Source organism: Malonomonas rubra DSM 5091, from assembly GCF_900142125.1.
Taxonomy (GTDB): Bacteria; Desulfobacterota; Desulfuromonadia; order Desulfuromonadales; family Geopsychrobacteraceae; genus Malonomonas; species Malonomonas rubra.
On the sequence record NZ_FQZT01000037.1, the window covers coordinates 1 to 3,760 of the forward strand.

Sequence of the window (3,760 nt, forward strand, 5' to 3'; positions counted from 1 at the left end):
GCTCGCTCTCTGACCTCAGGACTGTATCTCTTGTTTGTATTCATGACCCCATACTCTCAAAGTTTGGAGTCTCCGACAATCCCGGGGCGATTCAATCAGATGAATTTGTCTCGGGTTCCAGATGCAGTTGCTAGTCGTCTTGGAACTAGAGAAGGTGAGAGGATGAAGGTATATGTGTTGGAGCATGTTGAGGGGAAGTCAACAACTCTACTGAGTTACGGTACCCCTGCTGCTTGTTCAATACATGTTTCTGGGGTTGGTATCTCACCCATTAAGAGCATTATGGATAATATGAGTTCGTTGGCACCAATGACATCTGGGGATTCTGGTTTTCAGCAGATGGCTTCTTATGTGCCGGGAGGCTTAAAGGGGAGGGTTTCTGAAGCTACTAGAATAGCTGAAGGAAAAAGGCTTGGGCTTGTAATGCTTATTTTTGGCGGCCCCTCATCGGCTGTCCAAGGAGGGACTGTAAGCTATGTGCCGCCAGAGGGGGCTAAAATAATTCTTGATAATGCCATAGGTAATTAGCGTACATATTCCTGTTGCTAATATTTGGGTCGATGTTTCGGTTTCGATAGCCCACTCGAACTAAATGACATCTACCCCGCATTGCTTCATTTTATGCGTGTGCTGACTTGAAGCTCAGTCAGTGCTTGACTAAGAGTGGAAGTACAGCTAAAACAGATAGATAGGACTCGTACAGAGAAGTACATAACCGTACAGTTAAGACCGTAATTATACAGGCGGTATAGATTCCCGCCACCTCCACCAAATTAAATCCAGATAGGTTTTGGAAGCCCCAAAGGCCCTGTTAGCGCAGGGCCTTTTTCTTTTGTTGTAGAGTGTATTGGTCTTTTCTGTATCATCAAGGCACTGCTGCTTTTACAGTATTGGTTGCGGTATGGATATTAGGTGAAAGCTTTGGTCTGTAAACTGTAAATGGAATTGCCAAAGCAGGTTCTGCAGTTAACTGATCTTCTATTGAAAAACGCAAAACCTAAGAGTGGCAAAACTGTCCGCCTTTCTGGAGGGATGGGCTTTTATCTTCATTCTCGTCAGCGATTATTCTCTGACAATAAATTCGGAATGGCTGCCTCTAAAGCTTCTTCAATTCTGTCTACAAAAATGAACTCCATCTCTGAACGGACTTCGGCAGGCAGATCTTCCAGATCCTTTTTGTTTTCATTGGGAAGAATGACTCGTCTTAATCCAGCCCTATGGGCAGCAAGCATTTTTTCTTTAACTCCGCCCACGGGCAGCACCAAGCCGCTCAGTGTGATTTCTCCAGTCATAGCCGTATCTCGTCGAACCGGGTGATTACTATAGAGAGAGGCCAACGCTGTCGCCATGGTGACTCCGGCGGATGGTCCGTCTTTCGGAGTTGCTCCTGCCGGCACATGAAGATGGACCGCAGAGACCTCTTTGCTGATGCCGAGGTTGTGACAATGGGCAATCACGTAGCTGTTGGAGGCCATCGCCGACTCCTTCATGACCTCGCCTAAATGGCCTGTCATTGTCAGCGGATCTCCTTCGGGGAGGGCTATCGCCTCAATGTAAAGGACATCACCTCCCGCTTCGGTCCAGGCGAGTCCCGTTGCAACACCCGAGGGGAAATCTTTACGCAGTCGTTCGACAAAAAAGCGCTCAGGGCCGAGTAACTCGCGCAGATCTCCAACTTGGATTTTGTAGGGTTTGTTTTTCCCTTCCGCAAAACTAACTGCTACCTTACGTGCCAGTCGCCCGAGCATTCTTTCCAACTCCCGAACACCTGCTTCGCGTGTATAGCGCCGGATAACAGAGTTTAACGTGTCGTCAGGGATGCCGATCTGTTCTTGACTCAGCCCTGCTTCCGTCCTTTGCCGTGGCAACAGGTAACGGCGGGCGATCTCCATTTTTTCCAAATCACTGTAGCCGCTGAGATATAGAAGTTCCATTCGGTCAAGCAAGGGCTTCGGAATTGTGTCTATACTGTTGGCTGTGGTTATGAAGAAGACTTTTGACAGATCAAACGGCAGGTCTAGGTAGTTATCGTGGAAGCTGTTGTTTTGAGCCGGATCGAGAATTTCCATCAGGGCTGCTGCAGGGTCGCCACGAAAATCGTGTCCGAGTTTATCGATTTCGTCCAGCATGATCAGCGGATTTTTGACCCCGGCACGGCGAACCGCCTGAAGGACACGTCCTGGCATAGCCCCGATGTAGGTTCTTCGATGACCGCGTAACTCGGCTTCATCATGCATCCCGCCCAAACTGAAGCGATCGAATTTGCGTCCCAGGGCACGGGCGATTGATTGTCCCAGAGAGGTTTTGCCGACCCCAGGTGGTCCGGCAAAACAGAGGATAGGCGCCTTGGCCTCTGGATTTAGTTTCATAACAGCAAGCTGCTCAATGATCCGTTCCTTGACTTCACGAAGATCGTAATGATCCTCATCCAGAACCTGTCGGGCGTTTGCCAAGTCGAGGTTGTCCGTGGTGCTCTCTTCCCACGGAAGAGCCAGGATTAACTCAAGATGACTTTGTGCAACCTGGTATTCAGGCGAGGCCTGGGGAATTTGCTCGAACCGAGCCAGCTCCTTTTCTACATCATTTTTTATCTCCTCCGGCAGCGGAGTCTCTTCAAATTTACGCCGGAGTTCCTGAGCCCCGATTTCCGGGTCTCCCTCGCCGAGTTCGTGCTGCAAAGTTTTGATCTGCTCTCTTAGAATATATTTCCTATGCTCTTGATTAAGCTTGTCTTTTGTTTGTTCAGATATTTTCTGACGCACCTCCAGGATCTGTATTTCATGATTCAGGAATCCGTTCAGTAACTTCATCGCATCTTTATCGCTCGGAGCTGCTAACAATTGTTGCTCATTCTCAACGCTCAGACTCATCAGCTTGCTCATAGGGAAAACGAGCTTCATGATGTCTTCTTCGTAGGGTATGGATCGAGGAAAACTGAAACTGTCTTCCGGACGGCTGAGGTCGAAATAACGCTTTACCAATTCAAGAGTTTCCCGATGTAAGGCTTCGGTTTCAATGCCATGTGTAATTGATATCGGTCTTGGACTGACTTGTGCCTTCAGGAAGGGATGAAACTGTATGAAGTTAACGATTTCGATTCTCTCCACGCCATGAAGAATGACTTGCAGACTGCTTCCAAACCTGGAAATTAACTGAACATTAGCGGCGGTCCCAACTTCAAAAAGATCCTTGGGCTGGAGCGGATCTGCGGCTTCGCTTCTTTGAGCGAAGACAGCAATCATCTTGTTGCCGCTTTCAAATACCGCTTCCAGTGATTTTACCGACGAGGTTCTGTGAATCGTCATCGGCATGGCTAGACCAGGGTATATGACAGAGTTTGTTATCGGCAGGACTGGAAGAGTATAAGACTGGGTTTCGATACTCATTTTCTGCTCCAGAGACTCTTTGGCCGGGGTGTTCTACTTTACATATAATTGTATCAGGCTCGCTTGAAAACTCACTCCACAACGTGTCGCCACAAGCTGATTTCAACGTTTTTTACAATAAAATTGCTACCCCCAAAAAAAAGCCATACAGACCACACTCCTGAGACTCAATTCCTCCGTCTGAAGTTTTGCTCTTAACTTGATGCCGATATGTCTTGCAGGGTTTTTCTTTTCGAAGAGCAAGCATAGTTTAACGATTTTTTCACGCTATAATTTTAAAATCTGGTTATCCACCTCGCTCAAGTAGCAGGTTCCAGAACCAGATTCTTCAAAGGAACTGGCGCTGATTGAGCGGCTTGTTGCATGATTCGCCA

General features: G+C 47.8%; 2 protein-coding genes. One reads left to right on the forward strand and one right to left on the reverse strand.

The window, feature by feature from the left end:
- Positions 1-528 (forward strand): hypothetical protein (locus BUB13_RS18425; protein ID WP_208610208.1); only part of this gene is annotated, 528 nt, incomplete at its 5' end.
- 527 nt (positions 529-1,055) lie between these two features.
- On the opposite strand, the gene lon is transcribed toward BUB13_RS18425, so the two are convergent.
- Positions 1,056-3,380 carry an endopeptidase La gene (lon, locus tag BUB13_RS18430; RefSeq protein WP_072910224.1) on the reverse strand — a complete coding sequence of 775 codons (2,325 nt, stop codon included), beginning with the start codon at positions 3,378-3,380 and terminating at the stop codon, positions 1,056-1,058.
- Positions 3,381-3,760 lie beyond the last annotated feature (380 nt).